This window comes from Microbacterium sp. 8M (genome assembly GCF_902506375.1).
Lineage (GTDB): Bacteria > Actinomycetota > Actinomycetes > Actinomycetales > Microbacteriaceae > Microbacterium.
In genome coordinates this window covers 1,622,553-1,642,544 of record NZ_LR733284.1, presented here as the reverse complement: position 1 = coordinate 1,642,544, position 19,992 = coordinate 1,622,553, and the positions used below count along the sequence as shown (strand labels likewise).

General features: G+C 70.4%; 21 protein-coding genes and 1 tRNA gene. 6 read left to right on the top strand and 16 right to left on the bottom strand.

Going from position 1 to position 19,992, the window contains the following annotated elements; all coding sequences use genetic code 11:
• The first annotated feature begins 66 nt into the window (after window positions 1-66).
• Window positions 67-531 (top strand): VOC family protein, encoded by a 465-nt coding sequence (locus AERO9AM_RS07775; RefSeq protein WP_236602532.1) that lies wholly within the window; start codon window positions 67-69, stop codon window positions 529-531.
• Between the two features lie 70 nt (window positions 532-601).
• Here the strand turns inward: AERO9AM_RS07775 and AERO9AM_RS07770 are convergent.
• Window positions 602-675 (bottom strand) — tRNA-Pro (locus AERO9AM_RS07770).
• Between the two features lie 120 nt (window positions 676-795).
• On the opposite strand from AERO9AM_RS07770, the gene AERO9AM_RS07765 reads away from it, so the two are divergent.
• The 4 genes from AERO9AM_RS07765 (at window position 796) to AERO9AM_RS07750 (ending at window position 4,151) form a co-directional block, all read left to right on the top strand.
• Window positions 796-1,380 carry a GNAT family N-acetyltransferase gene (locus tag AERO9AM_RS07765; RefSeq protein ID WP_159575622.1) on the top strand — a complete coding sequence of 195 codons (585 nt, stop codon included), beginning with the start codon at window positions 796-798 and terminating at the stop codon, window positions 1,378-1,380.
• A gap of 60 nt (window positions 1,381-1,440) precedes the next feature.
• A complete protein-coding gene (locus AERO9AM_RS07760; protein WP_159575621.1) occupies window positions 1,441-2,148 on the top strand; it encodes a lysoplasmalogenase family protein in 708 nt (235 codons plus the stop codon).
• On the top strand, window positions 2,145-2,525 hold the full coding sequence (locus tag AERO9AM_RS07755) for an RNA-binding S4 domain-containing protein (protein ID WP_159575620.1): 381 nt from the start codon (window positions 2,145-2,147) through the stop codon (window positions 2,523-2,525). Before AERO9AM_RS07760 ends, AERO9AM_RS07755 begins: the two co-directional genes overlap by 4 nt.
• A gap of 63 nt (window positions 2,526-2,588) precedes the next feature.
• Entirely contained in the window at window positions 2,589-4,151 is a 1,563-nt protein-coding gene (locus AERO9AM_RS07750; RefSeq protein WP_159575619.1) for an HNH endonuclease signature motif containing protein, read from the top strand.
• Between the two features lie 93 nt (window positions 4,152-4,244).
• On the opposite strand, the gene AERO9AM_RS07745 is transcribed toward AERO9AM_RS07750, so the two are convergent.
• The gene (locus AERO9AM_RS07745) at window positions 4,245-5,201 is read right to left on the bottom strand and encodes an NUDIX domain-containing protein (RefSeq protein ID WP_159575618.1); all 957 of its coding nucleotides are present in this window, start codon (window positions 5,199-5,201) and stop codon (window positions 4,245-4,247) included.
• Window positions 5,202-5,305: 104 nt separating this feature from the next.
• Here AERO9AM_RS07745 and AERO9AM_RS07740 point away from each other — a divergent pair, with 104 nt between their 5' ends.
• Window positions 5,306-5,752: a GNAT family N-acetyltransferase gene (locus AERO9AM_RS07740; RefSeq protein ID WP_159575617.1), complete on the top strand. Its 447-nt coding sequence runs from the start codon at window positions 5,306-5,308 to the stop codon at window positions 5,750-5,752.
• Between the two features lie 20 nt (window positions 5,753-5,772).
• Here AERO9AM_RS07740 and der read toward each other — a convergent pair whose 3' ends face one another.
• The 14 genes from der to xerD all read right to left on the bottom strand — a co-directional run bounded on the left by der (window position 5,773) and on the right by xerD (window position 19,979).
• A complete protein-coding gene (gene der / locus AERO9AM_RS07735; RefSeq protein WP_159575616.1) occupies window positions 5,773-7,302 on the bottom strand; it encodes a ribosome biogenesis GTPase Der in 1,530 nt (509 codons plus the stop codon).
• Window positions 7,299-7,997 (bottom strand): (d)CMP kinase, encoded by a 699-nt coding sequence (gene cmk / locus AERO9AM_RS07730; RefSeq protein WP_159575615.1) that lies wholly within the window; start codon window positions 7,995-7,997, stop codon window positions 7,299-7,301. The genes der and cmk overlap by 4 nt, the downstream gene beginning before the upstream one ends.
• The gene (locus tag AERO9AM_RS07725; protein ID WP_159575614.1) at window positions 7,990-9,111 is read right to left on the bottom strand and encodes a prephenate dehydrogenase; all 1,122 of its coding nucleotides are present in this window, start codon (window positions 9,109-9,111) and stop codon (window positions 7,990-7,992) included. Before AERO9AM_RS07725 ends, cmk begins: the two co-directional genes overlap by 8 nt.
• Window positions 9,108-9,926: a pseudouridine synthase gene (locus AERO9AM_RS07720; protein ID WP_442923279.1), complete on the bottom strand. Its 819-nt coding sequence runs from the start codon at window positions 9,924-9,926 to the stop codon at window positions 9,108-9,110. The genes AERO9AM_RS07725 and AERO9AM_RS07720 overlap by 4 nt, the downstream gene beginning before the upstream one ends.
• The gene (gene scpB, locus AERO9AM_RS07715; protein ID WP_159575612.1) at window positions 9,926-10,537 is read right to left on the bottom strand and encodes an SMC-Scp complex subunit ScpB; all 612 of its coding nucleotides are present in this window, start codon (window positions 10,535-10,537) and stop codon (window positions 9,926-9,928) included. Before scpB ends, AERO9AM_RS07720 begins: the two co-directional genes overlap by 1 nt.
• Window positions 10,527-11,390 (bottom strand): segregation and condensation protein A, encoded by an 864-nt coding sequence (locus AERO9AM_RS07710; RefSeq protein ID WP_159575611.1) that lies wholly within the window; start codon window positions 11,388-11,390, stop codon window positions 10,527-10,529. The genes scpB and AERO9AM_RS07710 overlap by 11 nt, the downstream gene beginning before the upstream one ends.
• Window positions 11,374-12,237, bottom strand: a complete 864-nt coding sequence (locus tag AERO9AM_RS07705; protein ID WP_159575610.1) for a ParA family protein — start codon at window positions 12,235-12,237, stop codon at window positions 11,374-11,376. The genes AERO9AM_RS07710 and AERO9AM_RS07705 overlap by 17 nt, the downstream gene beginning before the upstream one ends.
• 31 nt (window positions 12,238-12,268) lie before the next feature.
• On the bottom strand, window positions 12,269-13,015 hold the full coding sequence (locus tag AERO9AM_RS07700; RefSeq protein ID WP_159575609.1) for a gamma-glutamyl-gamma-aminobutyrate hydrolase family protein: 747 nt from the start codon (window positions 13,013-13,015) through the stop codon (window positions 12,269-12,271).
• Window positions 13,008-13,787, bottom strand: a complete 780-nt coding sequence (locus AERO9AM_RS07695; protein ID WP_159575608.1) for a 3-oxoacyl-ACP reductase — start codon at window positions 13,785-13,787, stop codon at window positions 13,008-13,010. The genes AERO9AM_RS07700 and AERO9AM_RS07695 overlap by 8 nt, the downstream gene beginning before the upstream one ends.
• A 34-nt stretch (window positions 13,788-13,821) precedes the next feature.
• On the bottom strand, window positions 13,822-15,225 hold the full coding sequence (locus AERO9AM_RS07690; protein ID WP_159575607.1) for an aldehyde dehydrogenase family protein: 1,404 nt from the start codon (window positions 15,223-15,225) through the stop codon (window positions 13,822-13,824).
• Between the two features lie 34 nt (window positions 15,226-15,259).
• Entirely contained in the window at window positions 15,260-16,651 is a 1,392-nt protein-coding gene (locus tag AERO9AM_RS07685; RefSeq protein WP_236602531.1) for a glutamine synthetase family protein, read from the bottom strand.
• 14 nt (window positions 16,652-16,665) lie between these two features.
• The gene (locus AERO9AM_RS07680; RefSeq protein ID WP_159575606.1) at window positions 16,666-17,388 is read right to left on the bottom strand and encodes a FadR/GntR family transcriptional regulator; all 723 of its coding nucleotides are present in this window, start codon (window positions 17,386-17,388) and stop codon (window positions 16,666-16,668) included.
• A 7-nt stretch (window positions 17,389-17,395) separates the two neighbouring features.
• Window positions 17,396-18,943 carry an amino acid permease gene (locus tag AERO9AM_RS07675; RefSeq protein ID WP_159575605.1) on the bottom strand — a complete coding sequence of 516 codons (1,548 nt, stop codon included), beginning with the start codon at window positions 18,941-18,943 and terminating at the stop codon, window positions 17,396-17,398.
• Between the two features lie 133 nt (window positions 18,944-19,076).
• Complete coding sequence (gene xerD / locus AERO9AM_RS07670; RefSeq protein WP_159575604.1) at window positions 19,077-19,979, bottom strand: site-specific tyrosine recombinase XerD; 903 nt, start codon at window positions 19,977-19,979, stop codon at window positions 19,077-19,079.
• Between the last annotated feature and the right edge of the window lie 13 nt (window positions 19,980-19,992).

Sequence of the window (19,992 nt, the reverse complement as noted above, 5' to 3'; positions counted from 1 at the left end):
GGTCCGCGCGTATCCCGGCGCGTTTCCCGGCGCCGGGAGCGGAAGGCGAGCATGCAGGATGAGGGCATGACATCGCTCACTCCCCCTCCCCGGCAGCTGCGCCTGATCATCGAGACCGACGACTTCGACAACGCCCTGCGGTTCTATCGCGACGTGCTGGGCATGCCGGAGCAGCTCGCCTTCGCCACCGAGGGCGACGACCGCGTGGCGATCCTGCACGCCGGCATCGCCACGATCGAGCTGGCGACCCCGACGCACGCGGCGAACATCGACGAGGTCGAGGGTGCGCCGCAGGTTCCCGGCGCGCTGCGGATCGCGCTGGAGGTCGACGACACAGAGCAGGCCGTTGCGGCCGCTCGCGACGGCGGAGCCGAGCTGATCGCCTCTCCGGTGAAGACGCCTTTCCAGAGCCTCAACGCGCGGGTGCAGGGCCCCGCCGGCTGGCAGGTGACCTTCTTCCAGGAGCTCGAGACGCTCGAAGAACGCGCCGCCCGGGACGGCTTCACCACCGACGATGTGCGTGCGCGCTGAGGCCGCACACCTGAGCCGGCCCGGAGACGACGAGAGGCCCGATCCTTCGGATCGAGCCTCTCGTGTTCGGTCGGGCTGACAGGATTTGAACCTGCGACCCCTTGACCCCCAGTCAAGTGCGCTACCAAGCTGCGCCACAGCCCGTGGACGACCGCGCCGGAGCGCGGGCAACTCCCCTATCGTAGCCGACTCGCGAGGGCTCCGCGAAACTGGCGCGGTCCGGGCGCGGCGCGGATGTCGGCGACCGCGCATAGGGTCGAGACCATGACCACCATCACCACGAAGGCAGCGACGCCCACCGAGTGGGAGGACGTGCAGCGAACGCTCACCGGAGGCGGCGACGGAGCGTCCTGTCAGTGCGTCTGGCCGGTGCTGCGCAACAAGGACTGGAACGCCACGACGAAGGACGAGCGGGTCGGGATCCTGCGGGACGAGATCACGACCGGTCCCCCGCCGGGCATCGTCGCGTACGTGGACGGCGAGGCAGCGGGGTGGATCCGCATCGGCCCGCGTCCCGCCCAGAAGCGGCTCGGCTACACGCGCAACATCGTGGCCGCCACGCACGAGCCGCTCGACGACGGCGGCGTGTGGGCCGTCACCTGCTTCTCCGTGCGCCGTGAACACCGGGGTCAGGGGCTCAACGCGGCACTGCTGGCCGCCGCCGTCGACTACGCTCGCGAGTCCGGAGCCCGCGTCATCGAGGGCTACCCGGTCGACACCTCAGCCGTCACCGTGTCGCCGAACGACCTGTTCCACGGGGCGTTGTCGACGTTCCTGAACGCCGGGTTCTCGGTGGTGGGCGAGCTGCGGTCCGGACGCCCGCTCGTGGCTCTGGAGCTCGCTGCCTGACGGGCTCCTCGTCGCCTGATGCGGGCGGGTGATCGCCCGCCGGCCTCCTACGATGGAGGGATGCAGAGCCGCAGTCGATACCGCGCCCTGTGGCCGTTCGTCCCGTACGTCCTGATGTCGCTGATCCACGTGATCTCGAATGCCGTGCACAGTCCGCTGACCACGCCCACCAAGGCGCTGCTCATGCCCCTGCTCGCGCTGCCCCTGGCTCTGGGGTGGAAGACCCTCGCGACACGAGGGGCGGCGGTGCTGCTCGCCGCCGCCCTCTTCTTCTCGTGGCTCGGCGATGAGGCTGGCCTGTTCTTCCCGCTCGCCCCCGAGCTGCCGCTCATGCTCGGCTTCTTCGGCGTGGCGCACGTCGCCTACATCGTGCTGTTCCTGCGTCGGCTTCGGGTGCGCCGGCTGCCGCTGTGGACCGTGGCCTACGTGCTCTGGTGGCTGCTGATGATGATGGTGCTCGGGCCGCACACCGGATCCCTGCTCGTCGCGGTCGGCGCGTATGGCGTCGTGCTCGCCGGCACCGCCGCCACCTCTGCCGGCTGCCGGGCGACGATCGCCTGGGGTGGCGCCTTCTTCCTGGCCAGTGACTCGATCCTCGCCTTCCGCCTGTTCCTCCCTGACGCCATGCCGGATTGGACGAGCCCGGCCGTGATGGTCACCTACACGATCGGTCAGGGTCTGATCGTCGCTGGAGCCCTCCGCGCCCTCCACCGCGACGATGCCTCCTTGCCCGCGGCGGTCGCCGGCTCCCGGAGGTCGCTCGCATGAACGAGCCCTGGGCGAGCGGACCGGTCCGCGTCGACAGCTGGTTGTGGGCGGTGCGCGTGTTCAAGACCCGCTCCGCGGCGACCACCGCCTGCCGCGCGGGGCACGTACGAGTCAACGGCGAACGGGTGAAGGCTGCGCAGACGGTGAAGATCGGCGACGAACTGCGGATCCGGATCAGCGGCTTCGACCGGATCCTCGTCGTGCGTCACACTCTGGTGAAGCGGGTCGGCGCGCCGCTCGCCGCCCTCGCCGCCGAGGACCGCACGCCGCCCCGCGAGCCGATCGCCGCCGCCGGTGTGCGCGACCGCGGCGCGGGCCGGCCGACCAAGCGCGAGCGCCGCGACATCGACCGCCTTCGCGGCCGCGATCAGGGCTGACACCGCCCTGGATTTCTTTCCACAGGCCTTCCTTCTTTCGTAGTTATGTTCTAAACTGAGGGCATGACCAGCTTCACCCGCCCACCGCTCGCAGACCGCGAGGTGCTGCTCGACGCATGGGTGGCGAAGCGCGCCGAGATCGCGCGACTCGAGGCGGAAGCAGTCGACCTGCTCGCCACCAGAGCGGCGCTCTTCGATCAGGATGTCGCGGCGCACCCGGTGCATCGGGATATGGCCCGGCGATCGATGGTCGCGGAGTACACGGCGGCGGGTCGCGCCGGATCCGGCAGTGTGGAGAACTCCTTCGCGGATGCCGAGGCCCTGACCATGTACTTCCCCGGGCTGCACGAAGCGCTCCGCCGCGGAACGATCTCGGTGCAGCACGTGCGCGCGATCATCTCTGCTGCGGATCCGGTCCGAGACGCCGTACGCAACCTGCGCATCGGCGAGGAGTCGTTTGCGATGTACGAGCAGGCGTGCATCGCCGTGGCGGAGCAGGACTCCCCCACCCGCACCCGCGTCACCGCTCGCCAGATCGCGGCCGTCATCGCCGGCGAGTCATTGAAGGAACGGCATCGTCGTGCCGCCGACGAGCGCTGCGTGACCGTGCGTTCGCTGGATGAGGGCATGGCGCTGCTCACCGCGGTCCTCCCCGAGGTGTACGCGGTCGCGATCAAGGATCGTCTGCGTCGCCTCGCGAAGACGATCGCGCAGACGTCGCGCGCCGCCGCGCAGAGCCCCGGCGATGCGGCCTCTCGCGCCGCCTCCGCACCTGCTTCCGCGTCGCCGCCCGCCGCCGGCTCCGCAGATCCGGGTGCCGCTGCGAGCCCAGCGCGCGCCGCTGCCGCCAGCGTGATCCCCGAGGGCGCCGATCTCGACGATTGGCCGGAGGCTGCGAATCTCTTCCCCGACGCCCCTCGGCTCGACGCCTACGACCTCATCATCGCGAGCGAGACGTACGCCGTCGACCCCGACATCGACCGCTCGCCAGACCGCGAAGACTCCGACGACGACGGCCCTGGCCCCGAGGAGGTCACCGCGGACGGTCGCACCCGGGCGCAGATCGAGGCGGACGCCCTGGTCGACCTCCTCCTCGCCGCGCGTCTCTCCGACGTCCTCGGCACCGGCCTGGACAACGTCCAGGCCACCGTGCAGGTCACCGTCGCTGCGACGACCCTCGCCGGCGAAGACGACCGTCTGGCTGAACTCGACGGATACGGACCACTGGATCCGGCCATCGCCCGGGATCTCGCCGGGCGGGCGACCGGCTGGAACAGGCTCTTCCTCGACTCCGCCGGCATGGTCACGAAGGTCGACCGCTACACGCCGACCGGCGCGATGAAGCGCTTCCTCCGGGCCAGGGATCAGCGCTGCCGTTTCCCCGGCTGCCACACTCCCGCGCATCGATGCGAGATCGACCACAACCACGACTACGCCAAGGGCGGTCTGACCGAACTCACGAACCTCGCCGACTTCTGCCCCGGACACCATCCGCTCAAGCATCCCGACCTCGACGACATCGTTCGCTGGACCGCGCATCAGCTCGCGGATGGCGTCGTGCGCTGGATCAGCCCGCTGGGCCGCACCTACGACGACCGTCCCCCGCGCCGGATCATGTTCGTCTGACCGTTTCGAGGGAGCAGTCTGCCCCGAGGCCGGCATCCACGCCAGGCGGTCGCGTTGCGGAGGAAGCTCGGGCCCAACGCCCGAGCGCCTCGTTCAGACCGTGGTCCGCGCATCCTCGTCGAGCTGGTCCAGCAGCCAGCGCACCGGCCGGACTTCGGCGGAACGCCCGTCCCCGGTCAGCGCCTCGATCCGCTCGGCCAGACCGCGATCGCTCGTGACGACGAACACGCGGTCGCCGGCGGCGACGTGCTCCGCCGCCACCGCGACGATGGTGTCGTCGCCGGCCGCCGGCGCGCGCACGATCTCCACGGCGCACGCGACATCGGGGGTCTCGTCCGGATCGTCGACCGAGCGGGCGGCGCCCTCGGCGACCAGCGCCACGCGCGGGTGCCATCGGGTGGAGTCGAGCGCGACCCGCCCGGCTTCCACTCCCCTCCGCGCCCAGTCCTCGAGGCGGTCGCGCAGGCGCGCCGTCGCGCCCGCCCTGTCCTTCCACCAGCCGTCGGGCACGGATCCGACCACGTTCGCGGCGTCCACGATCACGACCGGCCGCACGTCCAGCAGCGCCCGCAGCTCCGGCCACGCCGCCGCGAAGCCCGGATGCAGCGGACGGGCATCCACCTCGTCGACCGGCACCCACTCCAGCGCCAGGCTCTCCGGGTCGCTGATCACCGGCTCGAACGGCACCACGACGTCGGCCACGACCGTGGCGTAGCTCCAGATCCCGAGATCCAGCACACTCTCGAACCGCGCGCGCACGGCCCCGTCGGGGACGCCGGCCTCCTCCTGCGCCTCGCGGATCGCGCCCTCCCGAGCGGACTCTCCGGCATGCCGTGCACCGCCCGGCAGCGCCCAGGTGTCGCCGTGGTGCGACCATGCGACGCGGTGCTGCAGCAGCACCCCGCGGGCAGGGTCGAACGCCAGCAGCCCGGCCGCCCCGTACCGCCCCCAGTAGCGCTCGCCGGTCGGCGACACCACCCACGCGTCGCCCGAATCGAGCGGCCCGTGCGGACGCCGGGGCTCGCCGGGAGCGGGAGGAACGATCGTCACCCGTCCAGCCTTTCACACGCGACCGTGACGCGGCCCTGTGCGACGGAACGTTGCAGGTGACGGATGGCGGAGCGCGACCGCGACCCCTTGCAAGAATGGTCTGCATGACCGCCCAAGGACCCGACGCCCACGAACTCGACGCCTATGAACTCGACGACGATCCGGCCCGGATCCAGACCGACGCGGTGTGGGACTGGCTGTCCACCGAGGCGTACTGGGCGCGCTGGCGCTCCCGCGCCGATGTGGAGGCGCAGATCGCCGGGGCGTGGCGCGTCGTCGGCGCTTACCGCAGGGACACCGGGGAGCAGGTGGGCTTCGCCCGCGCGATCTCGGACGGCATCGCCTTCGCGTACCTCGCCGACGTCTACGTGCTCGCCGAGCACCGCGGCCACGGCCTCGGCAAGCGCCTGGTCCGGCTCATGGTCGACGAGGGCCCGGGCGCGGACATGCGGTGGACGCTCTTCACGAGCGACGCGCACGGCCTGTACCGCCAGTTCGGCTTCACCGAGCCCGACCGCACCGCGATGGTGCGCGCGGCCCGCACCGCCTGAGCAGCGCGGACCGCGCCGGCTCAGCGCTGCCGGCGCTCGCGCACCCGCATGTTGATCACGATCGGCGTGCCCTCGAAGTCGTACAGCTCGCGCAGGCGCCGCTGGATGAACCGGCGGTAACCGGGATCCAGGAATCCCGTCGTGAACAGCACGAATGTCGGCGGGCGCGTCGACGCCTGCGTCCCGAACAGGATCCTCGGCTGCTTGCCGCCCCGCAGCGGATGCGGGTGGGCGGCGACGAGCTCGGTGAGGAAGGCGTTGAACTTGCCGGTCGGGATGCGGCGGTCCCAGTTCTCCAGCGCGGTCTCCAGCGCGGGGACGAGCTTGTCCAGGTGCCGGCCCGTCTTGGCGGAGATGTTCACGCGCGGCGCCCAGGCCACGTGCGCGAGATCCTGCTCGATCTCCCGCTCGAGGTACCGCCGGCGGTCCTGGTTCTCCATGTCGTCGTCGGAGAGGCGATCCCACTTGTTGAAGGCGAGCACGAGCGCCCGCCCCGACTCCAGCACCAGGTCGATGATGTTGAGGTCCTGAACGCTGATCGGCTGGCTGACGTCGAGCACGACCACCGCGACCTCCGCCTTCTCCAGTGCGGCCGAGGTGCGCAGCGAGGCGTAGAAGTCCGCACCCTGCTGCAGGTGGACGCGACGGCGGATGCCGGCGGTGTCGACGAAGCGCCACATCCTGCCGCCGAGCTCGACGATCTCGTCCACCGGGTCGCGGGTGGTGCCGGCGAGGTCGTTGACGACCACGCGCTCCTCCCCCGCGGCCTTGTTCAGCAGCGAGGACTTGCCCACGTTCGGGCGGCCCAGGATCGCGACGCGGCGCGGGCCGCCGATCTCGGCCTTGGCCACGGCGGACACCTCGGGGAGCTTCGCCATGATGGCGTCGAGAAGATCGGCGACACCACGGCCGTGGATCGCGGACACGGGGTACGGCTCACCGAGACCGAGATTCCACAGCGCCGCCGCCTCGGGCTCCTGGCGGGCGTCGTCGATCTTGTTGGCGACGAGGAACACCGGCTTGCCGCTCTTGCGCAGCAGCTTCACGACGTGCTCGTCGGTCGAGGTGGCGCCGACCATGGCGTCGACGACGAAGAGCACCACGTCGCTGAGGTCGATGGCGACCTCGGCCTGCGCGGCGACGGAGCGGTCGATGCCCTTCGCGTCCGGCTCCCAGCCGCCGGTGTCGACCAGCGTGAAGCGCCGGTCCATCCACTCGGCCTTGTACGTGACGCGGTCGCGGGTGACGCCGGGAGTGTCCTCGACGACCGCCTCGCGGCGACCCAGGATCCGGTTCACGAGCGCCGACTTGCCGACGTTCGGCCGACCCACGATCGCGACCACGGGCAGCGCCGGAAGGTACTCGATCCCGTCCTCGCCGGAGACGAGGCCCGCGAGCAGCTCGGCGTCCTCGTCATCCAGCTCGTAGTCCTCGAGGCCCGCGCGCAGGGTCGCGGCGCGCGCCTCGACGAGTTCCTCGTCCATCGCCTCCAGCTTCTCGGCGAGGCGGTCGTCGCCGGCACCTGTGGAGGGGTCGTACTCGTCTGTCATGCGTTCATTCCTTGGCGTCGCTCGATCACCGCGATCACGGCGTCGATGGTCTGGTCGAAGTCGAGGTCGGTCGAATCCACGACCTCGACTCCTTCTGCGGCGGTGAGGAAGTCCACCACCGCACTGTCCTTGGCGTCGCGGCTGTGCAGCGCCGCCGCCACGGCTCCCGCATCCTCGGCGCCGAGCTCCGCGGCCCGACGGGCAGCGCGCACCTCGGGCGCCGCCGTGAGCAGGATCCGCACCGGTGCGTCCGGGGCGACGACGGTCGTGATGTCGCGCCCCTCCACCACCACCGCGGGGTACGCCGACTCGCGCACGATGCGGCGGAACGCGTCGTTCACCTGCACGCGGACGGCGGGCACGCGCGCCACGCCGCTCACCGCACCGGACACCCGCGGCTCGCGGATCGCCGCAGTGACGTCGACGTCGCCGACGTGCACCACGCGGTCGTCCGGATCGAGCCCCTGTCGGAACGGGAAGTCGGCGGCGGCGGCGAGCACCGCGGCCTCGTCGGCGGTGTCGTCGCCGCGATCCAGGACGTGCCACGCCAGCGCGCGGTAGGCGGCACCCGTGTCGAGGAAGCCGTAGCCGAGGCGGCGGGCCACGGCCTTGGACACACTGGACTTGCCGGATCCGGCAGGGCCGTCCACCGCGACGATGAACGGCACGGTCTCCGAGGTCGAAGGGTCAGTCATCCGGCATGCTCGCAATCCGCCATCCTCTGGCCTCCAGTCCCTCTACGGCACCGCGCAGGGCGGCCGGCACGACGCTGATCTCGGCGAGGCCGAACTGCGCGCCGGGAGAGTGCTCCAGACGCAGGTCCTCGACGTTCACCTCGAGCTCGCCGAGTTCGCCGAAGAGGCGCCCGAGCTGGCCCGCGGTGTCGTCGATCATGACCACGAACGACTCGAACCGGCGGTTCTGGCCGTGCTTGCCCGGCAGCCGCTCGACGCCCTCGTTGCCGTGCCGGATGGCCTCCGCGACCGTCCGCCGTGATCCGGCGCGATCGGGGTCGCGCAGGGCGTCGGCCACCTCGGCCAGGTCCGCGGCGAGCGCGTCCAGCACGGAGACCACGGGAGCGGCGTTCGCGCCGAGGATCTGCACCCACAGTTCGGGGGCGGAGGCGGCGATGCGCGTGGTGTCGCGCACGCCCTGTCCGGCGAGGCGGAGGGATCCGTCGTCCGCGTCGGCGAGGCGCGCGGCGAGCAGGCTCGCGACCACCTGCGGCACATGCGAGGTGAGCGCGACCGCGCGGTCGTGCTCCTCCGGGGTCATCTCGAGCGGCATGGCCTCGAGGTCGAGCGCGAGTCCCTCGACGAGCGCGAGATCCGCAGGCCGGGTCTCCTCGTCGCGGCAGACCACCCAGGGGCGCCCGATGAAGATATCCGCGCGCGCCGAGATGGCTCCGCCCCGCTCGCGTCCGGCCAGCGGATGGGATCCGATGTAGCGCGTCAGGTCGACGCCGCGCTCGCGCAGCGCCCGCAGCGGTTCGAGCTTGACGCTCGCGACGTCCGTCACCACGGCCTCCGGGAACCGCGAGAGCTCGGCTTCGATGACGTCGGCGGTCACATCCGGCGGCACGGCGACGACCACGAGCACGGGGGCGTCGTCGTCGCGTGCCGCGCGGCCCGCGCCGTAGTCGATCGCGAGGCGCAGCTGCGCGGGAGACGTGTCGGCGAGGGCGACGTCGACCCCCTTCGCGGTGAGGGCGTGCCCGATGCTCGCGCCGAGAAGCCCCGCGCCGACGATCCGGACGGTCCCGGACAGTCTCGCGGCGCGCTCGATCGGCGTCCTGCTCGTGTCGCTCACTCGTTCTCCTGCGCGTCTGAACGCGCCTGCTCGGTCCCTGAGGCTGTCGAAGGGTCCGAAGCGCCGCCCGTGGGGGATTCCTGGCGCGACAGGGTCAGAAGCGCGCCGAGTTCGATTTTAGTCAGTTCGCGGCTCTTCCCCGCCGGGAGCGTTCCCAGGTGCAGGGGTCCGAACTGTCGGCGCACGAGTTCGGTGACCGGGTGGCCGACCGCGGCGAGCATCCGGCGCACGATCCGGTTGCGCCCGGAGTGCAGCGTGAGCTCGACGAGGCTGGATCCCGCGGAGGAATCCAGCAGGCGCGCTTTGTCGGCGGCGATCGGACCGTCCTCGAGGTCGATGCCGCGGGTGAGCTTCGCGATGGTCTGCGCGGTCACACGACCGGAGACCTTGGCGATGTAGACCTTCGTCACCCCGAAGGAAGGATGCGCGAGCACGTGCGCGAGGTCGCCGTCGTTGGTGAGGATGAGCAGCCCGCTGGTGTCGGCGTCCAGGCGCCCCACGTTGTAGAGGCGCTCCTCGTACTGCTGCGTGAACCGGCGCAGATCCGGTCGCCCCTTCTCGTCCTTCATCGACGAGACGACGCCGGTCGGCTTGTTCAGCATGACGTAGCGCTTGCCGGTGTCCAGCTGGACAGCGGTGCCGTCGACGTCGACGAGGTCGGTCGACGGATCGATCCGGGTGCCGAGCTCGGTGACGACGGATCCGTTGACGCGGATCCGCCCCTCCACGATGTACTGCTCGATCACGCGTCGAGAAGCGACACCGGCGTTCGCGAGCACCTTCTGCAGGCGCACGCCCTCAGGTTCGGTCGACATCATGCCCTTTCACTGAATCCTTCGGAGCCGTCGTCGAGCAGCGGCGAGATCGGCGGCAGCTCGTCCAGCGAGTTGATGCCGAGGTTCTGCAGCAGCAGGTCGGTCGTGCCGTAGTTGATCGCGCCGGTCTCCGCGTCCTGGAAGAGCTCGGTGATGAGTCCCCGCCCCACCAGGGTGCGCACCACGGAGTCGACGTTCACCGCGCGGATCGAAGCGACCTGACTGCGCGTCACCGGTTGCTTGTACGCGATCACGGCGAGCGTCTCCAGCGCGGCCTGCGACAGCCGCGCCGGCGCCTGCCCGCCCACGAAGTCGGCCACCAGGTCGTCGTACTCCTCGCGCACGTAGAGCCGCCAGCCTCCGCCGACCTCGCGCAGCTCGAAGCCGCGTCGCGGACCCTTCCCGCGCCCGTCGTACTCGTCGACCAGTGTCGCGATCGCCTGGCGCACGGCGGGCACCGGCGCCCCGACCGCGGCAGCGAGCGAGACCAGGCTGTGCGGCTCCTCGATGATGAGCAGGATCGCCTCGAGCTTCTCGGTGAGCGGCAGCTCGGCGCCGGTCGCCGAGTCCGTCGAAGCACTCGGCGCGGCATCGGTGATGTCATCGGTCATAATCGGCTCCCAACGTCGCCAGCATCTCGTCGGACCAGTGCTCCGCCGACCAGCGCAGGGTCAGCTCGCCGAGCGGCTCCAGCTGCTCGAACGACAGCGCCGCATGCCGGTACAGCTCGAGCACGGACAGGAAGCGCGCCACCACGATCCCGGGCTCCGTGGCACCCGCCACGAGCTCGCGGAACGTCACCGATTCAGCGGTGCGCAGCAGCGTGACCACGATCGCGGCCTGCTCCCGGATGCTCACGAGCGGCGCATGCAGGTGGTCGAGGCCGACCGTGGGGATCTCCTTCGGCGCGAACGCCATGAGCGCGAGAGTGGCGAAGTCGTCGGCGCTGAGGGTCCACACGAGCTCGGGGGTGCGGGCGCGGTGCTTCTCGTCGAGCCGCACGGCGCGCGGGTGCCGCCGGTCCTCGTACTGCAGGCTGCGGGCGAACCAGGCCGAGACCTCCTTGAACGCGCGGTACTGCAGCAGCCGCGCGAACAGCAGATCCCGTGCCTCGAGCAGGGCCACCGACTCGGCGTCGACGAGCTCGCCCTGCGGCAGCAGGCCCGCCACCTTCATGTCGAGCAGCGTCGCGGCAACGACGAGGAACTCGCTGGTCTCATCGAGATCCTCGTCCGGCCCGAGCTCGCGGAGGTAGGCGATGAACTCGTCGGTCACCTTGCTCAGCGACACCTCGGTGATGTCCATCTCGTGCTTCGAGATGAGACTCAGCAGCAGATCGAACGGCCCGTCGAAGTTCGACAGGGACACCCGGAAGCCGCTCTCGGGCTCAGCGCCCGCTGCGGGCCCTTCGACGGGCTCAGGGACCGGCGCGCTCCCCGGGTCCTCGTCAGGCGACGGCGCCACGCGCGACCAGCTCCCGGGCCAGTCGCAGGTACGCCTGTGCGGCGGGATGCTCCGGCGCGAACTCGGTGATCGGAACGCCCGAGACCGAGGCGTCGGGGAACTTCACGGTGCGCCCGATCACGGTCTCCAGCACGTCGTCGCCGAACGCCTCGACGACCCGTTCCAGCACCTCTCGCGAGTGCAGCGTGCGGGCGTCGTACATCGTGGCGAGGAGGCCGTCGAGCGTGATCGACGGGTTGAGCCGGTCGCGCACCTTGTCGATGGTCTCGATGAGCAGCGCCACACCGCGCAGCGCGAAGAACTCGCACTCCAGCGGGATCAGCACACCGTGCGCGGCGGTGAGCGCGTTCACGGTGAGCAGGCCGAGCGACGGCTGGCAGTCGATGAGGATGACGTCGTACTCCCCCGCCACCTGGCGCAGCACGCGGGAGAGGATCGTCTCCCGCGCCACCTCGTTCACGAGGTGCACCTCGGCCGCGGAGAGGTCGATGTTCGCCGGGATCAGGTCGAGGCCCTCCACGCCGGTGTGCACGATCGCGTCGTGCGCGTCTCGCTTGGTGTCCAGCAGCAGGTCGTACACCGTGGGGATGTCGTGCGTGGGGATCCCGAGACCGGCCGACAGCGCGCCCTGCGGGTCGAAGTCGACCGCGAGCACCTTGCGGCCGTACTCGGCGAGAGCCGCCGCGAGGTTGATCGAGGTCGTCGTCTTGCCGACGCCGCCCTTCTGGTTGCACAGCGCGATGATGCGCGCGGGGCCGTGCGCCTTCAGCGGAGCGGGGATGGGGAATCCCTGGTAGGGACGGCCGGTGGGCCCGATCGGGGTGTCGTCCTTCGTCTTCTTCGCCACGTCTCTCCTGCTCGGTCGTGCTCGATCGAGTCTAGCCGCGACCCCCGTTCCGCAAGCGCTCCCGCGCCGCGGCGACCAAACCCTCGAAGAGCGCGGGATCGTCGTCGGTCTCCGGGTGCCACTGCACGCCGACCGCGAACCGATCGCCCTCCTCCTCCATCGCCTGCAGCACGCCGTCCGCGTCGTGCGCCACCGCACGGTAGCCGGGGTGATCCGCCACCGCCTGGTGGTGGTGCACGGGCACGGTGAGCTGAGGCGCCACGAGCTGCGCGACCCGCCCTGCGGCATCGACGCCGACCTGCGCCTCGCCGTAGGAGGTCGGTCCACCGGCGTGCCGGTCGTGTCCGACCACGTCGGGCAGGTGCTGCACGAGGGAGCCGCCGGCTGCGACTGCCATGAGCTGCATGCCCCGGCAGATGCCCAGCAGCGGCAGCCGGATCCGCTCGGCCTCGGCAAGCAGTGCCAGTTCCCAGGCGTCGCGGTCGTCGTACCAGCGCACCACGGCCGGATCCGGTTCCTGCCCGTAACGGGCGGGGTTCACATCCGCCCCGCCCGCGACGAGGATGCCGTCCAGCCGCGCGAGCACGTCGGTCGCCGCCCCGCCCGCGGCCACCGGCGGCAGCAGCACGGGGATGCCGCCGGCCCGCTCGATCGAGCGCGCGTAGTCGCTCGGGACGAGGTCGGCCTCGACCCGCCGCCAGGTGCCCCAGTCGGCAGCCTGGCGGTAGGTCGTGATCCCGATGACGGGGCGCGGCTCCGAGAAGACGGGCTCAGTCAAAGTCCGAGTCCAGCGGGGTCACGTAGGCGTTGGACAGGCCGCCGTCGACGAGGAAGTCCATCGCGGTGATGAAGCTGGACTCGTCGCTGCCGAGGAAGGCGACCGCGTTCGCGATCTCCTCCGGCTCGGCGAAGCGCCCCATCGGCACGTGCACGAGCCGACGCGCGGCGCGCTCCGGGTCCTTCGCGAAGAGCTCCTGCAGCAGCGGCGTGTTCACCGGGCCGGGGCACAGCGCGTTCACGCGGATCCCCTTGCGGGCGAACTGGACGCCGAGCTCGCGGGTCATCGCGAGCACGCCGCCCTTGGACGCGGTGTACGAGATCTGCGAGGTCGCCGCTCCCATGATCGCGACGAACGACGCCGTGTTGATGATGGATCCGCTGCCCTGCTCCAGCATGTACGGCAGCACGGCCTTGCAGCAGTAGTAGACGCTGGTGAGATTGACATCCTGCACGAGGTTCCACGCCTCGATGCCGGTCTTCAGGATCGAGTCATCCGACGCCGGCGAGATGCCCGCGTTGTTGAAGGCGATGTCGATTCGGCCATAGGTGTCGTGCGCGACCTTGAAGAGGTTCTCGACCTCGGCCTGGTTCGTGACGTTCACCTTCACGAACGTGCCGCCCAGCTCCTCGGCGATGCGGGGGCCGTTCGCCTCGTCCAGGTCGCCGATGACGACCGTCGCGCCCTCCGCGATGAACTTCTTCGCCGTCGCCAGTCCGATGCCGCTGCAGCCGCCGGTGATGACGCCGACCTTGCCTTCGAGCTTTCCCATTCCCGTGTGTGCCTTTCGCTGTGTGTGGAGGAGATCAGTAGGTCGTCGAGATGAAGACGTTCTTCACCTCGGAGAAGGAGTCCGGCGCGTCGGGTCCGAGCTCGCGTCCGAGTCCCGACTGCTTGAACCCGCCGAACGGGGTCCAGTACCGCACCGAGGAGTGCGAGTTGATCGAGAGGTTGCCGCTCTCCACGCCGCGCGCCACCCGCAGCGCGCGGCCGATGTCGCGGCTGAAGATGGATCCGCTCAGTCCGTATGCGGTGTCGTTGGCCTTGGCGATCGCGTCGGCCTCGTCGCGGAACGGCATCACGGCGAGCACCGGGCCGAACAGCTCCTGCGACCACACGGGGTCGGCGGCGTCACGCGGGAGCACGACCGCGGGCGCGAGCCAGAAGCCGCCGTCCCGGTCCGCCCCGTCGGCGATCTGCCCGCGGAACGCGATGTCGGCGCCCTCCAGATGCGCGGCGACGGAGTCGCGCTGCTTCGCCGAGACGAGCGGACCCATCTCCGCATCCTCGACGTTCGGGTCCTTGACGCGGAAGGCCTCGACCGCGGGCTGCAGCAGCTCCAGGAACCGCTCGTACACGGTGTCCTGCACCAGGATCCGGGAACGGGCGCAGCAGTCCTGCCCAGCGTTGTCGAGCCCGCCGCCGGGCGCGGCCGCGGCGGCCGCCTCCAGGTCCGCGTCGTCGAACACGATGTTCGCGTTCTTGCCGCCGAGCTCGAGGGTGACCCGCTTGATCTGGTCGGCGCAGCCCCGCATGATGCCCTTGCCGACGTCCGTGGATCCGGTGAAGCACACCTTGCGCACGAGGGGGTTCGTCACGAAGCGATCCCCGACGACGCTGCCCTTGCCGGTGATGACCGTGAACACGCCCTCGGGCAGCCCCGCCTCGAGCGCGAGCTCGCCCAGGCGCATCGCGGTGAGCGGCGTGAGTTCGGCGGGCTTGAGCACGACGGTGTTGCCCGCGGCGAGCGCGGGGGCGAACCCCCAGCCGGCGATCGGCATCGGGAAGTTCCACGGCACGATGATGCCGACCACGCCGAGCGGCTCGTGGAAAGTCACATCCACGCCGCCGGGCACCGGGATCTGCTTGCCGAAGTGCCGCTCCGGGCTCGCGCTGTAGTAGTTCAGCACGTCGCGGACGTTGCCGGCCTCCCAGCGCGCGTTGCCGATCGTGTGGCCGGCGTTCGCCACCTCGAGGGCCGCGAGCTCGTCGATGTGCGCCTCCACGACGCTCGCGAAGGAGCGCAGCAGGCGCGCCCGCTCCCCCGGCGCGATCGCGCGCCAGGCGGGGTAGACACGGTGCGCGCGGTCGATCGCCGCGTCGGTCTCGCCGAGGTCGGCCAGGCCCACGTCCGTCACCGCCCGGCCCGTCGCCGGATTGAGCACCGTGAAGACGCCGCCGGCGCCGTATCGGGAAGAAGGGATCCTCATGCCCACAGCCTTTCGAACTCTCCGATGAACCCGTTCACAGCCGCTCGAAGCCGCGGCGCAGCTCCCAGTCGGTGACCGCCGCATCGAAGGCGGCGATCTCCACGTCGGCGTAGTTCACGTAGTGCCGCACGACGTCCTCGCCGAACACCTCGTTCGCGATCGCGGACTGGGCCAGGGCCTCGCGCGCCTCGTGCATGGTCGACGGCACGGTCGGCGCCCCGGACTCGTACGCGTTGCCCTTCGTCTCCGGCTCGAGCGGCAGCTCGTGCTCGATGCCGTACAGCCCGCCCGCGAGCATCGCGGCGAGGCCCAGGTACGGGTTCATGTCGCCGCCGGGCAGGCGGTTCTCCATGCGTGCGCCCGCGCCCCGGCCGACCAGGCGCACCGAGCTCGTGCGGTTGTCGATGCCCCAGGCGATCGCCGTGGGGGCGAACGAGCCCTTCACGAACCGCTTGTAGGAGTTGATGTTCGGCGCGTAGAAGAGCGTGAAGTCGCGCATCGTCGCCAGCACGCCGGCGATGAAGTGGTCGTAGAGCGCCGATCGGGTGCCGCGCTCCGCGTCCCAGAACACCAGGGCATCATCATCCTTGCCGCGCAGCGACATGTGCACATGGCAGGAGTTGCCCTCGCGCTGGTTCGGCTTCGCCATGAACGTGATCGCCTGCCCGTGCTGGCGGGCGATGTCCTTGGACGCGGTCTTGTAGTAGGCGTGGTTGTCCGCCGTGGTGATGACCTCGTCGTAGAGGAACGCGATCTCGTGCTGCCCGAAGTTGCACTCGCCCTTGGCCGACTCGACGTTCAGGCCGGACGCGTACATCGTGTTGCGGATCTCACGCAGCAGCGGCTCGACGAGCGTGGATCCCAGGATCGAGTAGTCGACGTTGTAGCGGTTCGCGGGCTCGAGGTCGCGATAGCCGCTGTCCCATGCCCGGTCGTAGGGAGTGTTGAAGATCACGAACTCGAGCTCGGTGCCGGCGAGCGCCTTCCAGCCGTGCGCGGCGGCGCGATGGGTCTGGGCGCGCAGGATCTCGCGCGGCGACACCCGCACCGGGTCGCCGTTCGTGCCGGCGAGGTCGCACTGGATCATCACGGTGCCGGGTCGGTGCGGCATGAGGCGGATGGTCGCGAGGTCGAGCTCGAACTCCATGTCGCCGTAGCCGTCGGCCCATGACGCGTGCGCGTACCCGTCGACGGTGTTCATGTCGACGTCGACCGCGAGGAGGTAGTTGCATCCCTCGGTGCCGTGCCCGAGCACCGAGTCCAGGAAGAACCGGGCGTGCAGGAGCTTGCCCTGCAGGCGCCCCTGCATGTCGGTGAACGCGAGGATCACGGTGTCGACGGATCCGTCCAGGATGCGCCCGCGCAGCTGCTCGACGCTGAGCATGCGGTCGTTGCGGACGGGGGTGTTCAGATCGGAGGAGGTCATTGCGGCGGTGTCCTTTACTTCAGAAGGCCCTTGAGGAGTGCGGCGGTGGCGTCGCAGTGCGCGGTCATGATGTCCCGCGCCCGGTCGGCGTCGCCGTCCAGGATCGCGGCGACGATCTCCCGGTGCTCCGCCTCGGCGTGGTCGATGTTGGTCTTGAGGAAGGGGATCTCGGCGAGCAGCTGGTGGATCCGCACCTGCACCTCGCTGCAGCTGCGGGAGAGCTCGTCGGATCCGCAGACGGTCGCGATCGCGAGGTGCAGCCGGGCGTCCGCCTGCCGGTAGTCGGCAGGCGTCTCGGCCGCCGCGAGGTCGGCGAGGCTGTCGGCGAGCAGCGTGCGCTGCCCCTCGTCGAGCGGCGTCAGCGCCGCCCGGTATGCGGCACCGGGCTCGATGACGGAGCGGAACACGATCACGTCGTCGATCTCGGCGCGGCGAGGCGGCGTCTGATCCGCCGGCCACTGCTCCGCGGCCGGCTGGACGACGGTGCCCCCTCCGCGCCCCCGGGTCGTGGCGACGAGCCCGGCGGCGCGGAGGGCGCTGATGGCCTCCCTCAGGGTGGCGCGGGAGACGTTGAGCTTCTCGGCGAGTTCGCGCTCGCCCGGGAGCTTCGTCCCCACCCGGAAGATCCCGAGCCGGATGGCCGATCCGAGCTGCTCCACGCAGCTCTCGAAGGCCATGTGGCCGCGGACCGGGTGCAGCGCCGCATCCACCAAAGGGGAGTCCATCGCGTCCGTCATGCGCCCACTATTCCTCAAGCAGCTTGTCGGGAGCCATCGTGAGGTGCTCGGCCTCGACGCTCGAGGCCATGAAGTCGCGCTTGCCGTATGCGAACCATAGGGCCGCTGCCAGGAGCGCCACCACGACGACCGCGATGGGCGCGTAATTGAACGTGTCGATCGTGACGGGGTTCACCGGCGGGAGCACGAAGAGGACGATGATGATGACCACCCACACGACGGCGATCCAGCCGACGACCGCGCTCCACCGCCCGAGATTCCACGGGCCCGGCACGAAGTTCCGATCCAGGCGGCGCAGGAACACCGGCGTGACGTACGCGATGTACAGGCCGATGACCGCGATCGAGGTGACCGCGAGGTACGCCGTCAGGTTCCACATCGCCGGGACCGTCAGCACGATCGACAGTGCGACGCAGAGCCAGATCGAGTTCGTCGGCGTCCCGGTCCGCGGGTTCACCTTGGCCCACAGGCGCGAGCCGGGGATCGCGTTGTCGCGCGAGAACGCGTAGCTCATGCGCGAGTTCGCCGTCACCGAGGCCATGCCGCAGAAGAACTGGGCGCCGCAGACGATGAACAGCAGGAACTTCGCCATGGTGGGGTTGTTCAGCGCGTCGAGGAAGATCTGGGCGGGCGGCAGCCCGGTGGCGCTGCCGAGCAGCTTGCCGATGCCCTCGTCCGAGGAGTCCTGGATCGCCGCGGTGATCGAGTAGAGCAGGATCCAGCCGCCGATGATCGAGATCACGACGCTCATCACGATGCCCTTGGGGGCGGCGATCGAGGCGTTTTTGGTCTCCTCCGCGACGTGCGCCGAGGCATCGTATCCGGTGTAGGTGTACTGGGCCATCAGCAGACCCATGAGGAACACGTACGGCGCGAACGACCAGCCGGTGCCGTTGTAGAAGCCGGTGAAGGTCCAGCCGACCGACTGGTGCTGCGTGGGCAGGATCCACAGCGCGGCGACGATGATGAGCACGCCGACGATGTGCCACCAGGCCGACACGTTGGACAGGATGCTCACGAGATTGACGCCGAACGTGTTGAGCAGGCCGTGGACCACGATCAGGACGACGAACAGGCCGAAGGTGTTGAAGGGGTTCACCTCCACGCCCCACACGAGGTTGGCGAAGGCCATCATCGTGGTCGCGGCGCCGAAGTCGATCGCCGCGGTGACGGCGACTTCGCCGAGGAAGTTGAACCAGCCGACGGTCCACGCCCACTGGCGCTTGTTCCGCTTCGCGAGGCGACCGGCCCAGAAGTAGAGGCCGCCGGCGGTCGGGTACTTCGAGCACACCTCGGCCATCGCCAGCGCGACCATGAGCACGAAGACGCCGACCAGGGGCCAGCCGATGTTGATGGCGGAGGGTCCGCCGGACTTGAGGGCGATCGCGTACGAGGTGATGCATCCCGCGAGGATCGAGATGATCGAGAAGGAGACGGCGAAGTTGCTGAACCCCGACATCCCCCGGTGCAGTTCCTGCTTGTAGCCCAGGGCGGCCAGGGCCGCGGCGTCGTCGTCGATCGGGTGTGAGTCGGGCGCCTTTGTCGATTCGCTCATGGAGTGCTGCCTGCTTTCAGTGGAGGGAGCGTGTGCAGCGATTCTGGCCAGTCGGATCCGCGACTGTCAATGGTCTGACTTCAAACCATTAAAAAAGTCACACGCCGGAATCATGGGCGCGGCTTCCGGGACCTCAGCGCGCGCGGGGATGCGCGGTCACGTAGACGTCGCGGAGCGTGTCCACCGAGACGTGCGTGTAGATCTGGGTGGTCGCCACGGACGCGTGTCCGAGCAGCTCCTGCACCACGCGCACGTCCGCGCCGCCCTGCAGCAGGTGCGTGGCGAAGGAGTGCCGCAGCGTGTGCGGGGAGATCTCGGCCGTGATCTGGGCATGCTCCGCCGCGGCACGGATGATCAGCCAGGCGCTCTGCCGGCTGAGCGGACCGCCCCTGGCGCCGAGGAACAGCTTCGCGGACGCGCGACCCTTGGCGGCGAGCGCGGGACGGACACGCGTGAGGTAGGCGTCGACGGCCGCTCGCGCGTAGGAGCCGACCGGCACGATGCGCTCCTTGGAGCCCTTCCCGCGCAGGCGCAGCACGTCGCCGTGCGCCAGGTCGTCGACGTCGAGCGACACGGCTTCGGAGACGCGCGCTCCGGTCGCGTAGAGCAGCTCGAGCAGGGCGCGGTCGCGGATCCCGATCGGCTCGTCCGCCGAGGGAGCCGCGAGGAGCCGCTCGACCTGGTCGATCGTCAGCGCCTTGGGCAGGCGTCGCGGCTGCTTGGGCGGACGCAGCCGGGCGCTCGGATCGGCCTCGGCGATGCCCTCGCGGGCCAGGAAGCGATGCCAGCCCCGCACCGAGGACTGCAGGCGCGCCAGACTCGAGGCCGCGGGCGGCGGTTCGGCGCTCGCCCGCGCTGCGGCGAACGCGGCGACGACCTCGGGCGTGATCGCCGTGGTGTCTGCGATGCCCTGCTCGCCGAGCCACGCGAGGTAACCGCCGAGGTCACGGCGGTAGGCGGCGAGGGTGTGCTCGGCGAGCCCGCGCTCGATCGTCACATGCCGCAGATACGCGTCCAGCGCGCGATCGAGCTGCACCTCAGGCCTGCCG